The organism is Mesorhizobium mediterraneum (assembly GCF_002284565.1).
Taxonomy (GTDB): Bacteria; Pseudomonadota; Alphaproteobacteria; order Rhizobiales; family Rhizobiaceae; genus Mesorhizobium; species Mesorhizobium mediterraneum.
Genome location: NZ_NPKI01000011.1, coordinates 533160 through 553300, shown reverse-complemented (window position 1 = coordinate 553300; position 20141 = coordinate 533160). Strand labels below are relative to the sequence as shown.

Annotated in this window: 20 protein-coding genes; 7 read left to right on the top strand and 13 right to left on the bottom strand. The window is 63.1% G+C overall.

Translation table 11 applies throughout. The features are described 5' to 3' along the window. Positions 1-2: 2 nt before the first annotated feature. The 6 genes from CIT25_RS07690 to CIT25_RS07665 are packed head-to-tail and all read right to left on the bottom strand — an operon-like array spanning position 3 to position 5631. Positions 3-1535, bottom strand: coding sequence for an acyl--CoA ligase (locus CIT25_RS07690; RefSeq protein WP_095483933.1), 1533 nt, complete (start codon positions 1533-1535; stop codon positions 3-5). After that, on the bottom strand, positions 1528-2226 hold the full coding sequence (locus tag CIT25_RS07685; RefSeq protein WP_095483932.1) for a fumarylacetoacetate hydrolase family protein: 699 nt from the start codon (positions 2224-2226) through the stop codon (positions 1528-1530). Before CIT25_RS07685 ends, CIT25_RS07690 begins: the two co-directional genes overlap by 8 nt. A gap of 2 nt (positions 2227-2228) precedes the next feature. After that, positions 2229-2984, bottom strand: a complete 756-nt coding sequence (locus tag CIT25_RS07680; protein ID WP_095483931.1) for an ABC transporter permease — start codon at positions 2982-2984, stop codon at positions 2229-2231. A 6-nt stretch (positions 2985-2990) separates the two neighbouring features. Continuing rightward, complete coding sequence (locus tag CIT25_RS07675; protein ID WP_095483930.1) at positions 2991-3794, bottom strand: ABC transporter ATP-binding protein; 804 nt, start codon at positions 3792-3794, stop codon at positions 2991-2993. Position 3795: 1 nt separating this feature from the next. Beyond that, positions 3796-4623 carry an ABC transporter permease gene (locus CIT25_RS07670; protein WP_095483929.1) on the bottom strand — a complete coding sequence of 276 codons (828 nt, stop codon included), beginning with the start codon at positions 4621-4623 and terminating at the stop codon, positions 3796-3798. 12 nt (positions 4624-4635) lie between these two features. Further along, the gene (locus tag CIT25_RS07665; protein WP_095483928.1) at positions 4636-5631 is read right to left on the bottom strand and encodes an ABC transporter substrate-binding protein; all 996 of its coding nucleotides are present in this window, start codon (positions 5629-5631) and stop codon (positions 4636-4638) included. Between the two features lie 178 nt (positions 5632-5809). Between CIT25_RS07665 and CIT25_RS07660 the strand changes: the two genes are divergently transcribed. Beyond that, the gene (locus CIT25_RS07660) at positions 5810-6502 is read left to right on the top strand and encodes a FadR/GntR family transcriptional regulator (protein WP_095483927.1); all 693 of its coding nucleotides are present in this window, start codon (positions 5810-5812) and stop codon (positions 6500-6502) included. 66 nt (positions 6503-6568) lie between these two features. On the opposite strand, the gene CIT25_RS07655 is transcribed toward CIT25_RS07660, so the two are convergent. The 7 genes from CIT25_RS07655 to CIT25_RS07625 form a co-directional block, all read right to left on the bottom strand. After that, entirely contained in the window at positions 6569-7996 is a 1428-nt protein-coding gene (locus CIT25_RS07655) for an aldehyde dehydrogenase family protein (RefSeq protein WP_095483926.1), read from the bottom strand. 40 nt (positions 7997-8036) lie between these two features. Continuing rightward, a complete protein-coding gene (locus tag CIT25_RS07650) occupies positions 8037-9122 on the bottom strand; it encodes an ABC transporter ATP-binding protein (RefSeq protein WP_095483925.1) in 1086 nt (361 codons plus the stop codon). Further along, positions 9112-9720: a cupin domain-containing protein gene (locus CIT25_RS07645; protein ID WP_095483924.1), complete on the bottom strand. Its 609-nt coding sequence runs from the start codon at positions 9718-9720 to the stop codon at positions 9112-9114. Before CIT25_RS07645 ends, CIT25_RS07650 begins: the two co-directional genes overlap by 11 nt. 193 nt (positions 9721-9913) lie before the next feature. Next, on the bottom strand, positions 9914-10984 hold the full coding sequence (locus CIT25_RS07640; RefSeq protein WP_095483923.1) for an ABC transporter substrate-binding protein: 1071 nt from the start codon (positions 10982-10984) through the stop codon (positions 9914-9916). Continuing rightward, complete coding sequence (locus tag CIT25_RS07635) at positions 10969-11847, bottom strand: ABC transporter permease (RefSeq protein WP_095483922.1); 879 nt, start codon at positions 11845-11847, stop codon at positions 10969-10971. Before CIT25_RS07635 ends, CIT25_RS07640 begins: the two co-directional genes overlap by 16 nt. After that, complete coding sequence (locus CIT25_RS07630; RefSeq protein WP_095484021.1) at positions 11844-12731, bottom strand: ABC transporter permease; 888 nt, start codon at positions 12729-12731, stop codon at positions 11844-11846. The genes CIT25_RS07635 and CIT25_RS07630 overlap by 4 nt, the downstream gene beginning before the upstream one ends. 85 nt (positions 12732-12816) lie before the next feature. Then, a complete protein-coding gene (locus CIT25_RS07625) occupies positions 12817-14100 on the bottom strand; it encodes an NAD(P)/FAD-dependent oxidoreductase (RefSeq protein ID WP_095483921.1) in 1284 nt (427 codons plus the stop codon). 49 nt (positions 14101-14149) lie between these two features. Between CIT25_RS07625 and CIT25_RS38080 the strand changes: the two genes are divergently transcribed. The 6 genes from CIT25_RS38080 (at position 14150) to CIT25_RS07600 (ending at position 19712) form a co-directional block, all read left to right on the top strand. Beyond that, positions 14150-14275, top strand: coding sequence for a hypothetical protein (locus CIT25_RS38080; protein ID WP_280953350.1), 126 nt, complete (start codon positions 14150-14152; stop codon positions 14273-14275). Between the two features lie 92 nt (positions 14276-14367). Next, positions 14368-15525 carry a fumarylacetoacetate hydrolase family protein gene (locus CIT25_RS07620; protein WP_095483920.1) on the top strand — a complete coding sequence of 386 codons (1158 nt, stop codon included), beginning with the start codon at positions 14368-14370 and terminating at the stop codon, positions 15523-15525. 256 nt (positions 15526-15781) lie between these two features. Further along, a complete protein-coding gene (locus CIT25_RS07615; RefSeq protein WP_095483919.1) occupies positions 15782-16714 on the top strand; it encodes a substrate-binding domain-containing protein in 933 nt (310 codons plus the stop codon). Positions 16715-16834: 120 nt separating this feature from the next. Further along, positions 16835-17821, top strand: a complete 987-nt coding sequence (locus tag CIT25_RS07610) for an ABC transporter permease (RefSeq protein WP_095483918.1) — start codon at positions 16835-16837, stop codon at positions 17819-17821. 3 nt (positions 17822-17824) lie between these two features. After that, positions 17825-18619, top strand: coding sequence for an ATP-binding cassette domain-containing protein (locus CIT25_RS07605; protein WP_095483917.1), 795 nt, complete (start codon positions 17825-17827; stop codon positions 18617-18619). A gap of 70 nt (positions 18620-18689) precedes the next feature. Beyond that, positions 18690-19712, top strand: a complete 1023-nt coding sequence (locus CIT25_RS07600) for a LacI family DNA-binding transcriptional regulator (protein ID WP_095484020.1) — start codon at positions 18690-18692, stop codon at positions 19710-19712. The last annotated feature ends 429 nt before the right edge of the window (positions 19713-20141 follow it).

The following is a 20141-nucleotide window of genomic DNA, read 5'->3' as shown; positions in this document are numbered from 1 at the left end:
CATTATCCCAGACCGGGTTTGGCAAGACCGAGTTTGGTCGCGAGACCGATGCGCTGCAGCTTGCCCGTCGCGCCCTTCGGGATTTCGTCCAGGATCAGGACAATGCGCGGCACCTTGAAATCGGCAAGCCGCATCGCGGCAAAGCTGCGGATGTCGCCTTCGGTGGCGGCCATGCCTTCGCGCAGCACGATCGCCGCCGCGACTTCCTCGCCGAGCTTGTCGTGTGGCGTGGCGAAGGTGACGACCTGCGCCACCGCCGGATGGTCCATCAGCACGTCGTCGACCTCAAGCGGCGAGATCTTCTCACCGCCTCGGTTGATGATCTCCTTGAGCCGGCCGGTGACGCGCAGATAGCCATCGTCGTCGAGTACGCCCTGGTCGCCGGTGTGAAACCAGCCATGCGCGAAGGCGGTGGCGTTAGCGTCCGGATTCTTCTCGTAGCCCGCGGTGACATTGGGCCCGCGAATGACGATCTCGCCGGTTTCACCGGGCTTCAGCAATTGCCCGTCCGGCGCCATCACCGCCACTTCCGGCCCGGCGGCGGCGCCGACGCTGCCCGGCTTGCGCAGGCCCGGCGGCAGCTGGTTCGAGGCCATCTGGTGCGCGGCTTCGGTCATGCCGTAGGATTCGATCACCGGGCAGCCAAAAGTCGCTTCGAGCTCGGCCATCACCTGCGCCGGCAACGATGCCGAGGACGAGCGAATGAAGCGCAGCGGCGCCGCCGCCAATTGATCGGCATTGCGCGCGGCGCGCGGCAGGATCGCCTGATGCATGGTTGGCACCGCCGTGTACCAGCTCGGCCGCGCCTCGCCCAGCCAATGGAAGAAGCGCAGCGCGTTGAAGCCCGGCGTGCAGAAGACGCTGCCACCTGATGCAAGCGAGGACAGCACCGCCGCGATCAGCCCATGGATATGGAACAGCGGCATGATGTTGAGGCAGCGATCACCTGATGTCAGGCCGAGCGTGGCGCCGATATGGGCGGCCGAGGCGGCAAGATTGGCATGGCTGAGCGGCACCAGCTTGGGGCGCGACGTGGTGCCTGAGGTGTGCAGCAACAGCGCGATGTCGCCATACTCAGCCAGTCCGGAAAAAACAGACGGACCGACCGGTTTGCCCTCAATCTCAAAGCTGCCGGCTGGCGCGTCACCCCGCGCGATGAGCCTGAGCACAGCTATGCCCAGACGCTCGGCGACGGCGGTCGCCGGGCCGCTTTCGTCCTCGGCGACCAGGATTGCGTTGGCGCCGATGTCGGAAAGATAAAAATCGAGCTCGTCGGCCCGGTAGGCCGGATTGAGCGGCGCCGTCGAGGCGGCGGCCGCCACGGCGACAAAGGCCGTCGCCATCTCCGGGCCGTTTGGCAACACGATCGCCACCCGGTCGCCACGGCCTAGGCCGAGCGCATTGAGCCGCGCAGCCGTTTCGGAGATCAGCCGGCGCAGTCCGCCATGGGTGAGCGTGGTTCTGTCCGGCGCCGAGATCGCCGGCGCACCCTCCGCTCCGGCGGCAAGCCGTTCAATGATCGACGCTTCAGACAACGCGAACCTCTAGGTCGCCGACGCCATCGATATGACCGCGAAGAACATCACCGCGAATGACCGCGCCGACGCCCGCTGGCGTGCCGGAAAGAATGATGTCCCCCGGCATCAACGTGAAAAGACCTGAGAGATAGCTGATCATTTCGGGAACTTTCCAAATCATCTGGTTGAGGTCGCCGGTCTGTTTGCGCTCGCCATTGACGTCCAGCCAAATCGCGCCCTGGGTTGGATGACCGATCGAGCTTGCCGGAACCAACGGCGTGCATGGCGCCGATGCCTCGAAGGCCTTGCCGACCTCCCATGGACGGCCCATGTCCTTCGCCTTACCTTGCAGGTCGCGCCGCGTCATGTCGAGACCTACGCCATAACCGAATACGCAGTCCAGAGCCCTTTCGACCGGGATATCCGTCCCGCCGCTTTTCAGCGCCACGACCATTTCGATCTCGTGATGCACATCGTTGGAGGCCGGGGGATATGGAAATTCTCCGCTGACATTGAGGTTGTCGGGGTTCTTCTGGAAGAAGAACGGCGGCTCCTTGTTGGGGTCGTGTCCCATCTCGACGGCATGCGCGGCATAGTTCCGCCCGACGCAATAGACCCGGTGCACCGGAAACATCTTGTCGGTTCCCGCCACCGGAATGCTCGGGATTGCGGTCGGTTCGATGACGTAGCTTGAGGTCGTGCCGTGCATGTTCACTGTCTTGCTCCTGCATAGTATTCGACTTTGGCTTCGGCCCTCTCGATCAGCTCGGCGATCAGCAGGGCGAAGGCAAAAAGGATGATGGTCAAGGCCCAGAATTCGGCCATCCGGAAATTTCGCGAGAAGGTCTCGAACAGCGCGCCGTAACCGACGATGGCAACGAGCAACTGGCCGATGACGACGCCCTTGACGCCGCGGATGAGGCCGAGGCGGATGCCGGCAAGGATCTCCGGAAGCGCCGCCCACAGGATGATCTTGGTGTAGAGCGCCGGCCGCGAGGCGCCATAGGAACGCGCCATTTCGATCAGCGACGGCGAGATATGGCGGACCCCGGCGCGTGTGTCGAGAACGATGATCCAGATCGCAAACAGGAACACCGCAGCAACGATCGTCTTCTCGCCGAAGCCGAACAGGATCATCAGCACCGGGACGATGGCCGAGAGCGGTGCGCTTGAAAAGATGTTGACCCACATGCCGAGCAAATCATCGGCAATCTTGACGCGTCCCATCAGGACGCCCAGTGGCACGCCGATGACGATCGACAGGGCCATGCCCGTGGCGAAGGCGCGAAGGGTCGTGACCGTCGCGCTCTGCCAGGACGAGGTCTGCACGAGATTGAACGCTGCAGCCAGCACGTCGCTAAACGGCGGCAGCAGAAAGATAAGGTCCAGCCGGCCGACGATTTCCCATACGACGCACCAGACCAGCAGGGACGCCATCATTGGTACACGGTAGCCAAACAAGGTCATGGCCGGTCATTCCACATATTGCTTCAGCCCCTGCCAGATCTCATCGACGGTATCGAGATAGTGCCTGTCGCGATGGATGCGCTCCGGGTCGCCGGAGCGATCGATTTCCGGTTCGATGATCTGCGAGACCCGGCCGGGTCTCGGCGACAGCAACACGATGCGGTCGGAGATGTAGACCGCCTCCTCGATCGAATGCGTCACGAAGATGAAGGTCTTGTTCTGGTTGGTGCGCAGCCTGATCAGGTCTTCCTGGAACTTGCGCCGGTTCTGCTCGTCGACCGCCGAAAACGGTTCATCGAGCAGCAGGACGTCGGCATCGACCGACAAGGCCCGCGCCAGGCCGACGCGCTGGCGCATGCCGCCCGATAGTTCGTGCGGATATTTGTCCTCAAAGCCGGCAAGACCCACCTCGGCGATGTAGCGGCGGGCGGTCTCCTCGCGCTCGGCCTTGTTGGTGCCGCGCAATTCCAGCCCGAAGGCCACGTTGCGTGTCACGGTCGCCCAGGGCATCAGCGCAAAGTCCTGGAACACGAAAGCGCGTTCGGGGCCTGGTGCGCTGACGCGCTTGCCGTTGATCGCGACGGTGCCGCCATCGGCCCGTATCAGCCCCGCTATGATCTTCAACAGCGTCGTCTTTCCGCAACCGCTGGGTCCGAGAAGGCTGGTCAGCTTGCCCCTGGGAAAGTCGAGATCGATGCCGCGCAACGCCTCGACATTGCCGTAGGTCTTGGAAATTCCCCTCACCTCCACGATTGAATCGATCGGTGCGGGAACCGGCGACGGTCCATTTCGCAATGCGGTCGCGCCCATGTTAAGCACCTCTACTCTCGGGCCTGAAAACACGGACTTCCACCCACTGCAGAAAGACGAGCGTCAGGGTGGAAAGCGCAATGATCGAGGCAATTGTTGCGTACATCTCGGCGTAGTCTGCGCGCGAGCGGTGGAAGGTGATTAGATCGCCGATGCCGGTCGGGGTGATCAGCAGTTCGGCGAGCACCACGCCGACAAACCCGGCAGCAACGCCGAGGCGCAGACCGGCAAAAATCACCGGGCTGGCGTCCGGAAGAATAATCTTGGAGACGGTCTGCCAGCGTGTGCCCATGAACGATCGGCACATGACGAGCAGCGACCCGTTGACGTTGCGGACGGCCTTGTAGGTGTTGAGCACGATGACAGGCAGCGCCAGGATCATGACGGCGAGCGTCTTGGCGGTCATGCCTATTCCGTAGACGAAGGTGACCATCGGAATGAAGGCGGCGACAGGTGCCGCCTGGAGCACGATGAACACGGGGATCACCAGCCATTCGCCGGTGCGCCACAAGCCGCAGATGGTGCCGAGACCGACACCCAGGAACGCCGACAGGACAACGCCGAGCACCAGCGGCTGCAGTGTCGAAAGGTAGGCAGTTGCCAAGCTGCCGTCGGCGAGCAGTCCGAAAAATGCGATGATCGTGTCGGAAAAAGTTGGGAAGGCGAAGCTGACGGGAATGCGCCCGGCCACCTCCCAAACCCCCGCGAACAGGGCGATCGACACGAGCCTGAGCAGGATCGGCTGGTCCCACGATGCGCCCGTTGCGCTGCGATTGGAAAGAGGGGCGAGGCTGGCAGCCTCGCCGTCGGTTCTGATGCTTACAGCCATCCGGCAGGCCGCCTATTTCTTGCCGAGCTTGGCGACAGCGCGGTCGAGTGCCGAGACATCCCAGAAGTCCTCGACCTTGAGGCTCGCGGGATCGCCTTCGATCTGGCCGGCAAGGCTGAAGAAGGCGAAGTCGTCGGCGGCCGCATCCGCTCCGCCGCCATTCAGCGCGAGGCTGCCGGCTTCCGCGGTTTCCTTATAATATTCGGTGATTTCGCCGTCAGCCTCCGCGCCGAGATCCGGCAGCAATTTGTACTTGTTGCGGAGCTCGACCGCCACCGCCGGGTTCGCGGTGATTTCGCGCGCGGTCTTCATCAATTCCTCGACCAGGATATCGACATCGGCGGCGTTGTTCTTCAGATAGTCTGCGGTCGCGAAAAGCGCTTCGTCCGAGGCGCCGAGATCCTCGACCGGCAAGACGATGAACTTGCCGGGAGCTTCGGCCTCAAGCGCGCGCCTGTTGGCGGCATCGACGATCGAGGCCTTCAGCGTCCCCTGGAGCAGCGCATTGCGGCGGACCTCGGAACCCGGGACATAGCTGATGTTGCCGAGCTTGATGCCGTGGTTTTTCGCCATCAGCAGCATGACCGCCTCGGTGCCGGAGCCGCGCGCCTGCACTGCGACTTCCTGCCCGTCGAGATCCTTCCATTCCTTGTAGAATTCGCTGTTGACGACAGGAAAGAAGCGCAGCGTCGATATCTGCGCAAAGATGCGGATCGGCACACCCACCTTCTGGATAAGAGTATAGGGCGCGCCGATGCCAACATCGGCCTGGCCGCCGACAATGGCCTGGGCTGCCAGATCCTCGTCATTGAGAACAATGAGTTCGACATTCACGCCGCGTTCCTTGGCGCGCTCTATCGCGGCCAGTGTCTGGATGGATTCTATACCCGGAAGGTCGCCGAATGCGATGCGCATGTCACCTGCGTTCGCGGCCGACAGGGGCATTGCACACGCCAGGGCCGCAGCAAAAGCGGTGGCAAGGATGGTACGTCTGGTGATGCTGGCCATTGTCATTCCTCCCGTTTCTTGTAACCATTACCTTAATTGGTTAAGGCCACAGACCGGATTGGTCAAGGAGAAACTGCGGCGTGTCGGACACGTTCGCCCAGAAAACTCGGTAGTTGACGGTTTGCGCTAATCGTTTTAACACCAACAAAGGGAAATCTTATGCGAATTGGTTAAATTGATGGACGATCCCGGTAATGGCGGCCACGCCGCCCTGGTTCAGCTTCAGGCCTATCTTGCCCAGATGGACCATGCCGGCGAGACTCGGCTGCCTGCCGAGCGGGAACTGTCCGAGAGCCTCGGCGTATCGCGCGGCGATCTGCGCAAGGCGCTGGCGGTGCTCGAGAAAGACGGCCGCATCTGGCGTCACGTCGGCAGGGGCACCTTCGTCGGCAGTGGACCGGTCGAGGAGACGATTGGGATTTCGGAAATCGCCGGGCGCACGAATCCGGCCGACGTGATGCGCGCGCGTCTCATCATTGAGCCCGAGATTGCGCGCGAAGCGGCGCTGCACGCCACGCTTTCGGATATCGCAGCGATGCGGCAATCGCTGGTGCAGACGCGGGAAGCCGTCACATGGCGGCAATATGAGAACATCGACAATCTGCTCCACCGGCAGATTGCGCAGGCGAGCCGCAACAATGTGCTGCTCGGCCTGTTCGACGTCCTGAACGCGGTGCGCCGAACCGTGGTCTGGGGACGTCTTCGTTCAGATGGCGCCCGTCCTCCGGCGGACCATCACAGCTTTGCCGACCATGAACGGATCGTCGAGGCGATCGCCGAACGCGACCTTGGCGGCGCGGCCGCGGCGATGCGCCTGCATCTCCAACAGGTCGAGCGGCGCCTGATCCCTGTCCGCGAAGCCGCCGAATAGTTTGGATTGGCCACGCTACAGCGCCGCGCGTCCTTCTTAAACGCGCGGCGCTGTTCGGGTCATGCGCTAGGCGCCGTAGCCGATGATGCCCTTGATCTCGAGGAAATCATGGATCGCCCAGTCGGCATATTCGCGGCCGTTGCCGGATTGCTTGTAGCCGCCGAAGGGCGCGAACGTGTCCCACTCCGGATAGTTGATCGAGACCTGTCCGGCGCGCAGGCGGCCGGCGACTTTTCGCGCGTGGTCGATATCCCCGGACTGCACATAGGCGGCGAGGCCATAGACGGTGTCGTTGGCGATCTTCACCGCGTCGTCGTCGTCATCATAGGAGATGACCGAAAGCACCGGCCCAAAAATCTCCTCCTTCTCGATGGTCATGCCTGGTGTGACGTGGCCGAAAACGGTCGGCCTGACATAGTAGCCGCGGTTGAGGTGCTCCGGCCGGCCGGGGCCGCCGGTGACCAGCGTAGCACCCTCGGCGATGCCGGCCTCGATCAGCCGCTGGATCTTGTCGAACTGGATGTTGCTGACCACCGGCCCGAGCTTGGTCTCTTCTGAGCGCGGATCGCCGACCTTGTGCGCTTCGGCCGCCTTCTTGGCGATCGTCAGCGCCTCGTCGTGGCGGGCTGCCGGCACCAGCATGCGCGTCGGCGCGTCGCAGGACTGGCCGCTGTTGCCGAAACAGGCGTTGACGCCCTTGCGCACGGCCGCCTCGAAGTCGGCGTCGGGAAGCACGATGTTGGCCGACTTGCCGCCGAGCTCCTGGGCGACGCGCTTGACCGTCTCGGCCGCCGTCTTGGCGACGATAATGCCGGCCCGGGTCGAACCGGTGAAGGAAACCATGTCGACATCGGGATGGCCGGCCATGACCTGCCCGACGTCGGGACCGGTGCCGTTGACCATGTTGTAGACCCCCTTCGGCGTGCCTGCCGCTTCCATCACTTCCGAAAAGATGATGCCGCTGATCGGCGCGATCTCGGAAGGCTTCAGCACGACCGTGCAGCCGGCGGCGATCGCCGGCGCCACCTTGCAGACGATCTGGTTGAGCGGCCAGTTCCACGGCGTGATCAGCGCACAGACGCCGATCGGTTCCTTGACCACCATGGTGCCGCCGCGTTTTTCGCTGAATTCGTAATCCTCCAGCGCTTTGATGGTGGATTCCATATGCGCCCTGCCTGCCCAGGCCTGCGCCTCGCGCGCCCAGGTGATCGGCGCGCCCATCTCCTGGGAGACAGCTTGCGCGATATCCTCGTAGCGCTCGTTGTAGACCTCGAGGATGCGCTTCAGCAGCTTCAGACGCTCGGCCTTGCTGGTTTGGGAAAAGGCCGGAAAGGCCGCCTTGGCCGCAGCCACGGCGCGATCCACATCGGCCTTCGAGCCGACGGAGATTTTCGTGTAGGCCTCTTCAGTGGACGGGTCGATCACATCCAGCGTTGCCGGCACCACGGGCGCGACCCATTTTCCGTCGATAAAGAAGTTCAGATGATTGCTCATCAGGCAATGCTCCGGTTTTCTGGAAAAGATAGGGAACAGATTAGCTGGGTAGCATAGGGCAGTTAGCGCCACGGCGCAGGCTGATATGCGCCACGTCGCCGACGCTGAATTGAAAACCTTCCGCCCGGCGTGGCGCGTCGATCACCACCGGTATCCCCTGCCCCAATTCGGCGTGCAGGCGCAAGGTGCGGCCGTGAAAGACGATGCTGCTCACCCGCGCCGGCGCGGTGCCGGTCGCCGCTTCGGTTGCTGCCAAAAGATCCTCCGGACGCACGCCGATGGTTCGCACCGCGCCTTCACCCGGTGCTTCGCCGGTTTCCGACGTGGCTTCCAGCGGCAAGGCGCCGGCGTTGAAATGCAACCGATCGCCGTCACGGCCGACAAAACGCGACTGCAGCAGGTTCATCGTGCCGATGAAACTGGCGACGAATTTGGTGGCGGGCCGGTCGTAGAGCGCTGCCGGCGGTGCGATCTGCTCGATACGGCCCTTGTTCATGACGACGATGCGGTCGGAGATCGACAGCGCCTCGGTCTGGTCGTGGGTGACCATGACGAAAGTGGTGCCAAGCCGCGACTGCAGCCGCTTCAGCTCGACCTGCATCTGTTCGCGCAGATGCGCGTCGAGCGCCGATAGCGGCTCGTCGAGCAACAGCACACGCGGTTCGCAGACGATGGCACGGGCAAGCGCGACGCGCTGGCGCTGGCCGCCCGACAATTCGGACACGCGGGCGCCGAGCTTTTCGGCAAGGCCAACCATGTCGAGCGCTTCGCCGACGCGCTTTGCCTGTTCTGCCCCGGAAAGCTTGCGCAGCGACAGGCCGAAGCCGACATTTTCGGCGACGTCCATGTGCGGAAACAGCGCATAGTCCTGGAACACGGTGTTGACCGGCCGGTCAAACGGCCTGAGTGCCGTGATGTCACGGCCTTCGAGCAGCACCCGCCCGCTTGACGGGCTTTCGAAACCAGCGATCACCCGCAGGCTGGTGGTCTTGCCGCAGCCGGAGGGTCCGAGCAACGTCAGGAACTCGCCGCGGGCAATGTCGAGATCGATGGTGTCGAGACCGACGATGCCGCCGGGGAACATCTTCGACACCGCATCCAGCCGGACGAGAGGATCAGGCGCCATCGCGAACCTCGGACGGCTTGGTCGTGTTGACCCAGAGAATCTGGCAGCGCTCGACGCCCGGATTGCGGAAGGCATGCAGCAAGGTGCTCTTGAAGGCGAAGCTGTCGCCGGCCTTCAGCCCATAGGTGGTGGAATCGACCACAAGCTCGACCTCGCCCGACATGACGAACCCGAATTCGTGGCCGGCGTGCGCATAGGCCTCGGCGGTGCCGCCGCCGGCTTCCACCGTCACCAGCATGCCGGTGAGCGTGGCGGCCGGCGGCGACAGCAGCGCCTTGGCAATGCCTTCCGATTTCACCGGGATTTGCCGACGGCTGTTTGCGCGCACGCAATAGAGGTCGTTGCCGGCATCGTTGCCGTCGGCGATCAGCGCCGACGGCTCGATGTCGAGCGCGGCGGCAAGCGGCCAGATCACCTTGACGCGAAGCGAGGACAGGCCGCGCTCGATCTGGCTGAGCGCACCGATCGAAACGCCGGCCTTGGCGGCAAGCTCGGCCAGCGAAAGATTGCGTCCCAGCCTGAGCGCCCGCACGCGCCGGCCGACCCGCACATCGGCGTCGTCCTTCGGCTTTTCAGCGGTTTCGTTTCGTATGTCCATCTGTTTCCCGACCTCGTTTTCGGCACGGCGGCTTTCCCTTCTCCCCCTGTGGGAGAAGGTGGCCGAGCGAAGCTCGGTCGGATGAGGGGTGTTCCAGCTTGGCACCGACGGCACTCCGTCCAACACCCCTCAACCGTTTTGGCGCTGCGCGCCAATCCACCTTCTCCCACAAGGGGAGAAGGGAAGGCCAGACTCAGCCGCCTGCCTTGACCTTCTCAAACATCTTGGCGAGTTCGTCATTCTGTTTCATCGGCCCGGTGAAGACGGTGGTCTTCAGCATCACTTCCGGATCGGACGGCAGCTGCAGTTTCTCCAGTTCTTCCTTCGGCACCGCGGCGAAGGCCGAGCTGGTCGAACTGCCGTAGCCATAAGCCTGGATCAGGTATTTTCCCGAATCTGTCTCCAGCCGACTGTTGATGAAGTCATAGGCGAGATCGACGTTCTTGGCATCCTTGAGCATGACGAAGCCGCACGACCAGGTCAGCATTCCTTCCTTCGGCTTCATGAACTCGACCGGAACGCCCTGCTTCTTGAGCGAGGTGGCTGACGCATTCCAGGTCATGGCGGCGACCAGCTGGCCGCTGGCCAGTGCCTGTTCGACGGAGGTCATGTCGGTGGTGTAGTTCGAGAGCAGCGGGCGCTGTTCGCGCAGCTTTTCAGCCACCTTGTGCATCTGTTCCGGCGTCATGTCGAATGGATTGACGCCGGCGAGAAGGGCCGCCACCACGGGCGTGTCGTGGACGGCGTCGATCGTCGCCATGCGCCCGGCATATTGCTTGTCCCACAGCAAGTTCCAGCTCGGTTCCGGGTTCTTCACGAGATCGGTGCGGTAGAGGATCGAGGTGTTGCCCCAGTCCCACGGCACCATCCAGACCTTGCCGTCGCCGGCCTGCAGGTCGGGCAGGTTCCTGAAGACCGGGAAAATCGAATCCCAGTTCTTGATGCGCTTGGTGTCGATCGGCTGCAGCAGGCCTTCCTTGTTCCAGCGCGCCACCTTGTCGTAGCAGGGATGCGCGACATCAGGGCGGAAACCGGCCTTGACCTTGGTGAAGGCATCATCGTCGTCGCCGAACATCGAGGCTTCTACGCCATCGGGGTGTGCGACGAGGAAGCTCTTGTTGAAGTCGGGCAGTTCGTAGCCCGACCAGGTGAAATATTGCAGCTTGTCGGCCGCAAACGCGACGGTCGACGAAAGCGCCAGCGCGAAGGCGGCCAATCCGGCTTGGACTGTCTTGCGATTTATCGATTTCAGGTCGAATGCCATTGCAGTTCTCCTCTTTCGGTTTCTTCTGGTTTGGACAGGTCGGCGGGCACCGGCCGCTGAGCGGCGGCAAGCCCGCGATGGCGCAGGATTTCGGCAATTGCCGCGATGACGAAGGACACGGCCAGGATGGCAGTGCCCAGCGCCATGACGGTCGGCAGCGACTTCGGGAATCGGAGCTGGCTCCAGATATAAAGCGGCAGCGTCGGCTCGGTGCCGGCCAGGAAGAAGGCGACGATGAACTCGTCGAAGGAGGTCAGGAAGGCCAGCATGAACGCCGACACAATGGCGGGCAGGCTGAGCGGCAGCATGACCCGCCTGAATGTCGTCCAGTCGGAAGCGCCGAGATCGAGCGCGGCCTCGCGGATCGTATTCGGGATAGCGGCGAAGCGGCTTTTCATGATCACCACCGTCGTCGGCAGCGCCACCAATATGTGGCCGAGGACGATGGCGATGCGCGACGGACCGAAGCCGATGAGATTGACCAGGATCAGCAGCGAGATACCGACGATGACGCCGGGGATCAGGATCGGCAGCCGCGCGATGGCGCTGATCGTGAGGGCAAGCGGCGAGCGGCCGTAGAGGTCCATATAGGACACGGTGATGCCGCAAAGCGTCGCGCCGGTGGCGGCAATCGCGCCGATGACGAGGCTGTTGGCAAGAGCGCCGGACAGCGCCGAATTGCCGAACAGCGTCGCGTACCATTCAAACGTGAAGCCTTGCAGCGGAAACGCCGCCTGGATCGAAGCATTGAAGGAGAAAAGCGGGATCAGCGATACCGGCAAATAGAGGAATACCAGATAGACAAGCACGTAGGCGCCGAGCCAACTCCCACCTTTCTTTGCGTCTATGCGCGCCGCGCTCATGTCCGGCTGCCAAACCTGCGGTCGGCGAAACGCACGACCAGCACCACGGCGAGGATGACCAGCATGACGGCGACAGCGAGTGCTGCGCCAAACGGCCAGTCATTGGCCTTGCCGAACTGGGCCTGGATCAGCGTGCCGATCATGGTGCTGGCAGGGCCGCCGACCAGCGCCGGGGTGACATAGTCGCCAACCGTCGGCACGAAGACGACGAGGGCCGCCGCCAGCACCCCTGGCATCGAGTTCGGCAGCACGACGCGGCGGAAGCTGGTGAACGGCCTGGCGCCGAGATCGGAGGCGGCTTCGAGCAGCGATTTGGGGATGGTATCCAGTGCCACGTAGATGGGCAGGATGGCGAATGGCGCGTAGGCGTGAGCCAGCGTGACGACGACGGCGGCCGGTGTGTTGAGAAACGCCAATGTCGGCTCGGACCAGATACCGCTTTCGATGAGCGCCGAGTTCAGCACGCCATTGTAGGCGAGCACGATCTTCCAGGCGAAGACGCGCAGGAGATAGCTGGTCCAGAACGGCAGTGTCACCAGAAACAACAGCAGGCCGCGCCGCCGGCCGGCGTGGAAGGCAAGATAGCAGGCGACGGGATAGGCGGTGACGACCGTTGCCAGCGTCACCAGACCGGCGATAGCCAGCGAGCGCAGCGTCACCGTCCAGTACAGCGGGTCGGACGCCACCGTGGTGAAATTCGCAAAAGTGAAACCGGCGCCCAGCAGCGAACCGTCATTGCCGCGAAAGGCGAGGAAAAGCACGAGGCCGAGGGCAAACAGGATCAGGAAGAAGGTGACCAGTCCGCCCGGCAGCAGCATGGCCAACCGGAAACCCGGCGAAAACCGGGATTCCGGCAGCGGCTGCGTTGCAACGATGGTCGACATCGGATTGCCCATCGAAATTTTGAAATCGCCTAAGATTTTTTCATAATCGTGAAACTGTCAAGCTGTTTCCTGCGCCGGCATGAAATCAGCGCTCGAATGCATCCAGCATACGATACCAAGCGATCGTCGCGGCAACGCCGATCTGCCGAAAGGCGTGGAACGGGATCGGCCGGATCGGAGAGACCGGGAATGGCAATTGCCTGGCATCACCGCTCGCCAGATAACCAGCGATGCGCTCGCCAAGCGCGGTCATCAGGCCGACGCCACGGCCCTGGCAGCCGACCACGGCCAGCCGGCCCTGCTCGGGCTCGTGGATATGCGGGAGGTGATCCGGCGTCATCGCCACCCGGCCAAACCAGCGCTTTTCGATGGCGACGCCGGACAGCGCCGGATAGAGCCGGAGCAGCGCGCGCTCGAGATGCGCCCAGTCACCTTCGCTGGTCGGCAGCGCCATCCGGCCGCGCCCGCCAAGCACCAGCCGCCCGTCGGCGCTCTTGCGGTAATAAACGAGGATGCGGCGCGAGTCCGAAACCGCTTGCCCCTCCGGCAGAATCCCGGCTGCCACATCGGGCGGCAGCGGCGCTGTCGCGATCTGGAAGGAGTGCAGCGGAACGATTGTCTCGGCGAGACCGGGGAGCAAATCGCTGGTATATGCGTTCGTCGCCAGAATGACCGCTTTCGCCTGCAATTCGGCGCCGCCTTCCGTCGAGATGCGCCACAGGCCGGCGTTCTTGTCGAGGCGTATCACCTTCTGGCGCTCGGCAATCTTCACGCCTGCGGCCGAGGCGATCCGTGCCAGCTCCGACGTGTAGGCAAGCGGATCGATAACGCCGGCGCGGCGGTCGAGCCAGCCGCCGAGATAGCCCTGCGCGCCAGTCAACGCGGCGATCTCGGTCCGGCTCAGAAGCCGGACATCGGCGCCGCGGGCCTGCCACTGGCGGTCCCTGTTCGCCGCCGCCTTCAGCGCCGTCTCGGTGTGCGCTGCCTGGATCCAGCCGTTGCGAACGAACGGCACCGCCAGTTTCTCGTCGCGGATCAATTCGAAGACGGCGTCCGCCGTCGAGGCGGCAAAATTGACGAGGATCTCGCCGCGGTCGGGGCCAAAATGCTCCAGCAGCCATTCCGGATCATATTTAAGGCCGGGGATCACCTGGCCGCCATTCAGGCCCGATGCGCCCTGGCCGATCTCGCCGGCTTCCAGCACCTGCACGGCAAGCCCAAGCCGGGCTGCATGCAAGGCAGTCGACAGACCGAGGATCCCGCCACCGACGATAACGACATCGACACGTTGCCCGCCGGGAAAAAGCGACTGGAACGCAGGGGCCGCCGGCGGCTTCTGCCAGATCGGATCGGAAAACGGCACGGGCAAAGGTCACCTGAAATGGGTTTCGTCAAATGAAAATCCTAGTGACGATTTCATGATTTTGAAAGAGCGTTTTGATCTCGGCATCAGCGGATTGAAATGGATGACGTCCGGCGATGCGAAATACAGCGGATGGCTCGACCGCGAGGAACGGGATAGACCTTTGGCGGGAATTTGTTGAAAGTGCCGCCGCCGCGGGCCAGGCTTTTGATGAACCATTGGTCCGACAGTGACGACCGTCACAGCAGAACAAGACAGCAGAGGACCGTAGCCATGACGAACACCACTCTCCTGCCCGACGAGGGCCTCTTCATCGGCCGCGCCCGGACAAGCGATAGGTCCCATCCGCTGGTGGTCACGGTTCGCGACGGCACTGTCTTCGACATCACGTCGAGCATGGCACCAACCGTGCGCGACGTCTGCGAGATGCCGGATCCGGCTGGCTACGTCCACGCTGCCGGGGGCGAACCGATCGGGTCGCTCGACGCAATCGCCGCCAACAGTTTCCAGGCCGCGCGCGATCCGGAAAAACCATCCCTTCTTTCCCCGGTCGACCTGCAGGCGGTCAAGGCGTCGGGTGTCACCTTCGTCGTCAGCCTGCTCGAACGGGTCATCGAGGAGCAGGCGCGCGGCTCGGCGGAAAAAGCCGACGCCATTCGCGCCGACATTGCCGGGCTGATCGGTCACGATCTGTCGAAGCTCAAGCCAGGCTCGCCGGAGGCGATGGAGATCAAGGCCAAGCTCATCCAGCGCGGCGCCTGGTCGCAATATCTGGAAGTGGGTATCGGCCCCGATGCCGAGATCTTCACCAAATGCCAGCCGATGGCCTCGGTCGGCTTCGGTGCCGATGTCGGCCTGCATCCGGTTTCCACCTGGAACAATCCGGAGCCGGAGATCGCCATGATCGCCGCCAGCAGCGGCCGGATCGTCGGCGCGACGCTCGGCAACGATGTCAATCTGCGCGACGTCGAAGGGCGCTCGGCCCTGTTGCTCGGTAAGGCCAAGGACAACAACGCCTCGGCAGCACTTGGTCCGTTCATCCGGCTGTTCGACGATAGCTTTTCCATCGATGATGTGAAGCAGGCCACCGTGCGCCTGAAGGTCGAGGGCGAGGACGGTTTCTCGCTGGAAGGTGCAAGCTCGATGGCCGAGATCAGCCGCTCGCCTGAAGAGCTGGTCGCTGCCGCCATGGGTCCGCATCACCAATACCCGGACGGGTTGGCGCTCTATCTCGGCACCATGTTCGTGCCATCGAAGGATCGCGGCGAAAAGGGCAAGGGCTTTACGCACAAGGTCGGCGACATCGTCACCATCTCGTCGGAGAAATTCGGCGCCCTGGTCAACCGGGTGCGGCTGTCGCCCGACTGTCCCCACTGGACCTATGGCGCCAGCCATCTGATGCGCGATCTCGCCAAGGCCGATCTTATCTAGGTTCCGCCCCCGACTGCGACGGAGAGAAGTCTCGGCCTGATCCGCCTGCCTGGAAAATATCAGCCAAACTGATGCAATCTGATGGGACGGGTGATGGCGCATTGTCGCGCGCCAACTACCACTGGCAAATGGAGGCTTGCCATCGACCGAAAAAGCGGATGCTCTGATGCATCCAGATCGGCGCTGGCAAGAATACGATCAGGTTTGCCGTGATCGTCGTCGGAGGGAGGCAGTTTTCAAAATGGGAGGAAATCAAATGCTGACAAGGCTACGACTATTTGTATTCGGCTTGATCGTGGCGCTGGCCATTCCGGCGGCGGCGCAGGCCAAGACCTTCTACTGGATTTCGCATGGCGGCCCGGCCGACCCGGTCTGGACCTATTTCCTAGCCGGCGCCAAGCAGTGGGCGACGGACACCGGCAACACCGTCAATACCTCGTTCCACAATGGCGACGTGGCATCCCAGCAGGAGGCGGTTCGCGCGGCCATCGCCGCCAAGGCCGACGGCATCACCACCACCAGCCCCGACCCGGGCAGCCTTATCGAGCTCGCCAAGGAAGCACGGGCGGCAAACATCCCGATCATCAACTTCAACACGCCCGATCCGAAGGCGGACTTCAACGCCTATGTCGGCGGCGACAACGTCACCTTCGGCAAGAACTGGGCGCAGTATCTGGTCGACAAGGGCCTGGTGAAGAAGGGCGATTTCGTCTGGATGCCGGTCGAAATCCCGGGCGCCACCTATGGCGTCCAGGAAGAAGAAGGCATCAAGAGCGTCTTCGAGCCGCTCGGCATCACCTATGAGATCACCGAAGCCACGCTCGATCAGGCCGAAGCGATCAACCGCATGGTCGACTACCTCACCGCCAACAGGGCCAAGGTCAAGGCGATCATCGGCCTCGGCGATCTGGTGACCGGCTCGATCAAGCGGGTGTTCGACCAGGCCGGCATCAAGCCGGGCGAAATCCCGGTCGTCGGCTGGGGCAACTCGCTCGATACCACCCAGGAGGTACTGACCGGCTACGTGAATGCCGGGCAGTGGCAGGATCCGCAGGCGACCAGCTATGTGGCACTTTCGCTCGCCAACATGGCCGCCAGCGGCATCCCGCCCGGGTTCGACGTGATCACCGGCGCGCTCTACGAAAAGGACACTGCGCAGGTCTACGACGACATCCTGTCCGGGAAATAACACCGCGATCGGGATGGTCGCGGCGGTGCCTGCCGCGGTCATCCCCATCATTCCGCCGAACCTCGAACCGCTTTATGCGGCGCCAGGCTTGGCCAGTTCCAACCATGTCGCGGGTCCAACGTGGAAAATAGTTCCATCATCCAACGCTCGATCGCCAGGCCGGAATTTGGGCCCTTCGTGCTGCTTGTCGTCGAGCTCGCCGTGTTCTGGGGGTTCAACCACGACTTCCTGTCGCCGCAGAACATCAGCAACATACTGGCCTTCACGGTCGAGCTCGGCCTGATCGCGCTGGCGATGACGCTGTTGATGACATCGGGCGAATTCGACCTCTCGGTCGGATCGCTGTTCGGTTTCTCGCCCGTCTTGATGTGGACCCTGTTCAACAGCGGCCTCACCTCGCTGGAAGCCGGCTTCGTCGTGGCCTTGCTGGTTGCCGCCTTCATTGGGCTGGTCAATGGCTGGTTCGTGACGCAGCTCAAGATCCCGTCCTTCCTGGTGACGCTCGGCATGCTGCTGGTGGTGCGCGGCACCGCCCTGTTCGTCACCAACGGATTTCCGCAACGCACCTGGAGCGCCGAAGGCAGCTGGCTCGCCGAGGCGCTGGTCGGCGATTTCTTCATTGGACCGTTCCGCATCTACATGTCGCTGTTCTGGTTCATCGCGGCCGCAATCGCACTCGGCTACGTGCTGACGCAGAGCCGGACCGGCAACTGGATCCAGGCGGCCGGCGGAAATCCCAACGCGGCGAAGGCTCGTGGTGTCAACGTCAGCGGCGTCAAGATCGGCCTGTTCATCCTGTCATCGATCATGGCTTCGCTTGCCGGCGTCATCAGCTCATTGCGCACCTCCGCCGCCAATCCCAACAGCGGCACCGGCTACGAGCTCGAAGTCATCGCCATGGTGGTGATCGGCGGCACGGCGCTGACCGGCGGACGCGGCACCATCATCGGCACCGTGCTCGGCATCCTGATCCTGCGCGTCATGCGCAACGGCATCGTGCTGATCGGCGTGCCGGGCCTTGCCTACAACATCTTCATCGGCGCGATCATCCTCGGCATGATGGCGCTCCATTCATGGCTGGAACGCCGGCATCAGGCAGGGACTTGAACCATGGCTGAACCGCTTGTCCGCATGGAAAACATCCGCAAGTCCTACGGGCGCGTGCAGGCGCTCGTCGACGCCAATTTCCATGTCAATGAAAGGGAGATCGTCGGTCTGCTCGGCGACAATGGTGCCGGCAAATCGACGCTGATCAAGGTGCTGTCGGGTGCGGTTCCGCTGACCAGCGGCGACATCTTCATCCGCGGCAAGAAGGTGGACTTCCGCAGCACCAGCGATGCCATCGCCCACGGCATCGAGACGATCTACCAGGACTCGGCGCTGGTCACGCAATTGTCGATCGCGCGCAATCTGTTTCTCGGGCGCGAGCCGATCAAGCCGCCGCGTTTCCTCAACCGCATGGACCAGGAGGCGATGAACGTGGTCGCCCGCGATCTGCTCAAGCAGGTCGGCATCTCGAAGAACATCCCGCCGACGACGCCGATCGGCTCGCTCTCCGGCGGTGAGCGGCAGGCCGTGGCGATCGCGCGCGCCATGCATTTCGACAGCGACCTCATCATCCTCGACGAGCCGACCAACAATCTGGGCGTCGCCGAGACGCAAGGCGTGCTGAGCTTCGTGCGCAGCGCCCGCGATTCAGGCCATTCCTGCATCTTCATCGCCCATAACATCCACCACGTCTTCCAGGTGGTCGACCGCATCGTCGTCATGCGGCGCGGCAAGGTGGTCGCCGACGATATCGATCCGAAGAACACCAACGTCGCGGAAGTCGAACGGATCATCACCGGCATGTCCGACGAGCAGATCCACGACGCCATCGTCCAGGGGAAGCAATCGCAGGGCTGAGCGGGCCAGTTGGAAGCCGGGTTCGCCGTATCTCTGGCACGGGATCACATCAGCTCCTATGACTGCGACCATGAAAGCCACCGTTGCGGACATCGCCAGAAGCTGCGGGTTGTCGACCGCCACGGTCGACCGGGTGCTGAACAACCGGCCGGGTGCCAGCGCGGCCAACCGGCAGCGGGTGATGGAGGCGGCCAAGCAGCTCGGCTATTTGCCGGTCGTGGATCAGGTCACACTGCCCTCGCGGCCGGCGCATCTGGAATTCTTCCTGCCGATCGGCTCCAACGCCTTCATGATGGATCTGGCAAATCATATCGAGGATTATGCGGCGCGCCTGCCGCTCGTCGCCTCCTGCCGGATCCACAAGCTCGCCGGCATCTCGCCGAGCGCGTTGCAGGCAGCCGTCGAAAACCTCTCGCTTAGGGCAAACGGCGTTGGCGTCATCGCGATCGATCATCCGAGAACGCGCAACATCCTGCGCGAGATCGTCGAGGCCGGCATCCGCCTGGTCACGCTGGTGTCGGACGTGCCGGGCGCACCGCGATCGGCCTATGTCGGCATCGACAACCGTGTGGCCGGCCGCACCGCGGCGCTGTTGATGGGACGTTTCCTGGGCGGGCGCCGGGGCCATCTGGCAATGGTCGTCGGCTCACGCTCCTACCGCGGGCACGAGGAACGCGAAATGGGCTTTCGGTCCGTGCTCAGCGAGGAGTTCCCCAATCTGACCGTCACCAGTGCCGTCGAGATCAACGATGAGCCTGATATCAGCTACAGGGCGACGATGAAGGCGCTGCACAACGAGCCGGAGCTGCTCGGCATCTATTGCGTCGGCGCTGGACGCTCTGGCGTGGCGAAAGCGCTGCTGGAAGCCAAGCCGCAAAGGAAGCCGGTGTTCATCTGTCACGACCTGACAAGGGCGACACGCGGCTATCTCGTCGATGATCTGCTTGATGTCGTCATCGACCAAAACGCGCGGCTGATCGCCGAGCAGTCGGTCATTCGCCTGCTCGGCTCGATCGCTTCCTCGGCACCCTATTTGACGCGGAAGTTCATCGAACCGCGCCTGATCTTCAAGGAAAACGTCCCGGTGCAGTGACGCCGCGCAAAGGGCGACGTTCAATCTGCCCCATAGTTAAGATTTGGTTGATACAGCAAATCTGCACATCTGCTATGCATCTTTCGTTATTGCCGAATCATTGGGCAATCGGTAGTTTCGCAGGTGTCGGCCATCTACTCCTCCCAGATGCGATGCCGACGCTGAGTGCGGCACACCCTCCTCCCGTGCCGTATTCGAAATCAAGCCCGCTGCCACCTCCTCCCGGCAGCGGGCTTTTTTGTTCCGGCTCCGGGTGTTGGGCAAAGGCTGGGGTCATGACCATCACCGGACAAGATTATCGGTCCGCGCGTCGAATGGCCATTTAGCGGCGATCGCCAGCGGCTTGTTCGGCGAGCGATAGGGCATGTTGCAGCCGCGATCAGCGGATCCGCCGGAATCCCGTCACACTTGTCACTCTCACCAATTCGC